The following is a 3,200-nucleotide window of genomic DNA, read 5'->3' as shown; positions in this document are numbered from 1 at the left end:
ATGTCTGGGAAGTGGCGCACAATCCGGCTTTTCCGATCGCGGAAGACGGCACGATTTCGCTGCCCAAATGATACGAACCGGCTGATGGCCCATCGCAAGCAGCTGACGCGGCTTAAAGCTCCCTATCTGAAGCGCATCCTGCTCGCCCCCGAGCGGGTCGAGGATTGGGAAAAATATCCCTGGAACCTGCCGCTGTTTCGCGGCCACGAATTCGAGCTCGAATTCACCACGCCGATCACCATCATCGTCGGCGAGAACGGCACCGGCAAATCGACGCTGCTCGAGGCGATCGGTGCGCTGGCCGGCTATGACGAAGCCGGCGGCGGCAAGGGATATAGGCCGGTCGACCATTCCAGCGCCATCGACAAGAGCGGTGCCGCGCTGGCCAACGCATTTCGCGGCCATTGGCTGCCGAAAGTCACCGCCGGCTGGTTCTTCCGAGCCGAATCCTTCTATTCCGTGGCGCGCTATCTCGATCAGGCGGCGCTGGAAGATCCGTTCAGGCCGCCGCCGCCGGACTTCCTGTCCTGGTCGCATGGCGAGGGTTTTATCCGGTTTTTCGAGGAGCGCTGCCGCAGGCAGGGCATCTACATCCTTGACGAACCCGAGAGTGCACTGTCTCCGACGCGACAGATCGAGCTGCTCAAGATGCTGCGGCGCATGGACCAGTCGGGCACCGCGCAGGTGATCATGGCAACGCATTCGCCGCTGCTGATGGCTTGCCCCGGTGCGCGGCTGTTCCGCATCAGCCGCTTCGGGCTCGATCCCACGGATTTCAGCGATACCGATCATTTTCGCATGATGCGCGACTTCTGCACCGATCCGCAGGCCTTTATGGAGGAAGCGCTGCGGGAGGATGACGCGTGAGCGCCGGCGATGATGACCTCAACTGGCGCGTCGAGCAGGCGTGCCGCGAAGGCTGGCCGGCGGCCACCGAGACGGTCGTTGATGGCTGGCTCCTGCGGCGATCGGGCGGACGGATCCGGCGCACCAATGCGGCCAATCCCTTGCGCGGCAAGCGTGGCGTGCCTGACGCGGTCGTCGACGCCGCCGAGTCGTTCTACATCGGCCACAGCCAGACGCCCTTGTTTCGGGTTCCCGACATCGCCGGCGAGCTCGAAAGCGCGCTTGACCGTCGCGCCTACCAGCCGGAAGGCGGCACGATCCATCTCCATGCCGGGATCGGCGACCTGGCTGAAGTCCGCGATGAGCAGGTCACCGTTTCGAAGGTGCCGGGCGAGGACTGGCTCGCGGCGCGGTTCCGCATGGGGACCTTTGACGACGCCGAGTGCCGCATCTTTCGCGAGATGACCGGGCTGATCGTCGGCGACCGGGCGTTCGTATCCTGTGAACGCGACAGCGAAATTGCCGCCTTGGCCTATGGCGTCATCCGCAATGGCCTGCTTGTGGTGGAATCGGTTGAAACCGATGGCCGTTTCAGGCAGCAAGGTCTGGGCCGCAAGACTGTCGGCGGCCTCATCGGCTGGGCGCGGCGGGCAGGGGTTCACGCCGCATGCTTGCAGGTGGTGGTCGACAACACGCCGGCTCGCGCTCTCTATGCCTCGCTTGGGTTCAGCCGTGAACTCTACCGATACCACTACCGCAGGAAGCCGCATGAACCACGATAGCTACGACAACACCTACATCGCCGGCATCTTCAATTCGGTGAAGACCATCGCCATGGTCGGCGCGTCCGCCAATGATGTGCGGCCAAGCTATTTCGTGCTGAAATATCTGCTGGCCAAGGGATTTTCGGTGTTTCCGATCAATCCTGGCCAGGCCGGCAAGGAGATCCTCGGCCGGATGACCTATGCGAGGCTCGCCGATATTCTCGAGCCAATCGACATGGTCGATGTCTTTCGCGCGCCGGCGGCGGTGCCCGGCATCGTCGACGAGGCGTTGCGGCTCGATCCCTTGCCGAAAGTCATCTGGATGCAGCTTGGCGTTCGCCATGACGAGGCCGCCGCACGCGCCGAGGCCGCCGGCATCAAGGTGGTGATGAACCGCTGCCCCAAAATCGAATACGGCAAGCTGTCCGGCGAGATCGGCTGGACCGGCGTCAATTCCGGTGTGCTGTCGTCGAAGAAGCCGCTGATGCGGTCGGGATTCCAGAGTTTTGGCGTGCGCCAGAAGTAGGACACGTCGCTAAAAGTGCGCGGCGGTTTTGGGATAACGACGTGCACCAAAAGCAAGGCCTGATGCGCAATGCGCCTTGGGCGCAAAATTATTCCTTAGACCAGTGCATTTTCTCGGGCCTCGGCCGCAGATCGTTCGCCGAAGGGCATTTTCTTCTTTGCATTCGCGCTCATGCTTCGCCAAGAATGCCCGGCGATTTCAAGAGTTTCAAAAGGGAGGTTTTCAGTGACCCGCACGCCAGGTTTCAACACGCTCGCCGTCCATGCCGGTGCCAAGCCCGATCCGGCGACCGGCGCGCGTGCCACGCCGATCTACCAGACGACCTCCTTCGTCTTCGACGATGCCGACCATGCCGCGTCGCTGTTCGGGCTGAAGGCCTTCGGCAACATCTACACCCGCATCATGAATCCGACGCAGGCGGTGCTGGAAGAGCGCATGGCGGCCCTCGAAGGTGGCACGGCGGCACTCGCGGTCGCTTCCGGCCACGCCGCGCAGGTGATCGTGTTCCACAATCTGATGCAGCCGGGCGACAATTTCGTTGCCGCCAACAAGCTTTATGGCGGTTCGATCAACCAGTTCGGCCATGCCTTCAAGAATTATGGCTGGGAGGTGCGCTGGGCCGACACCAACGACATCTCGACCTTCGAGAGCCAGATCGACGACAGGACCAAGGCGATCTTCATCGAAAGCCTGGCCAATCCGGGCGGCACTTTCGTCGACATCGAGAAGATCGGCGACATCGCGCGCAAGCATGGCCTGCCGCTGATCGTCGACAACACGCTGGCTTCGCCCTACCTGATCCGGCCGATCGAGCATGGCGCCGACATCGTCGTCCATTCGCTGACCAAGTTCATCGGCGGCCACGGCAATTCGATCGGTGGCGCCATCGTCGACGGCGGCACCTTCGACTGGTCGAAGTCGGGCAAATACCCGATGCTGTCGGAACCGCGCCCCGAATATGGCGGTCTTGTCCTGCACGAAACCTTCGGCAATTTCGCTTTCGCCATTGCCGCGCGCGTGCTCGGCCTGCGCGATCTCGGTCCGGCGATCTCGCCCTTCAACGC

General features: G+C 62.7%; 4 protein-coding genes and 1 pseudogene. All 5 read left to right on the top strand.

Features of this window, described 5'->3' with window-relative positions:
* Positions 1–71, top strand: a pseudogene (locus EOC06_RS45005) (VOC family protein); the annotation flags it as partial.
* A gap of 13 nt (positions 72–84) precedes the next feature.
* Positions 85–867 (top strand): AAA family ATPase, encoded by a 783-nt coding sequence (locus EOC06_RS16095; protein WP_127412014.1) that lies wholly within the window; start codon positions 85–87, stop codon positions 865–867.
* Positions 864–1,628: a GNAT family N-acetyltransferase gene (locus EOC06_RS16090; RefSeq protein WP_128308229.1), complete on the top strand. Its 765-nt coding sequence runs from the start codon at positions 864–866 to the stop codon at positions 1,626–1,628. Before EOC06_RS16095 ends, EOC06_RS16090 begins: the two co-directional genes overlap by 4 nt.
* Entirely contained in the window at positions 1,615–2,136 is a 522-nt protein-coding gene (locus EOC06_RS16085) for a CoA-binding protein (RefSeq protein WP_128308228.1), read from the top strand. The genes EOC06_RS16090 and EOC06_RS16085 overlap by 14 nt, the downstream gene beginning before the upstream one ends.
* Before the next feature lie 225 nt (positions 2,137–2,361).
* The coding region (locus tag EOC06_RS42650; RefSeq protein ID WP_245469652.1) for an aminotransferase class I/II-fold pyridoxal phosphate-dependent enzyme at positions 2,362–3,200 on the top strand (839 nt) is incomplete at its 3' end.

Origin of the sequence: Mesorhizobium sp. M7A.F.Ca.MR.362.00.0.0 (assembly GCF_004023175.1) — a bacterium.
GTDB lineage: Bacteria > Pseudomonadota > Alphaproteobacteria > Rhizobiales > Rhizobiaceae > Mesorhizobium.
This window is presented reverse-complemented; position numbering and strand designations above follow the sequence as displayed.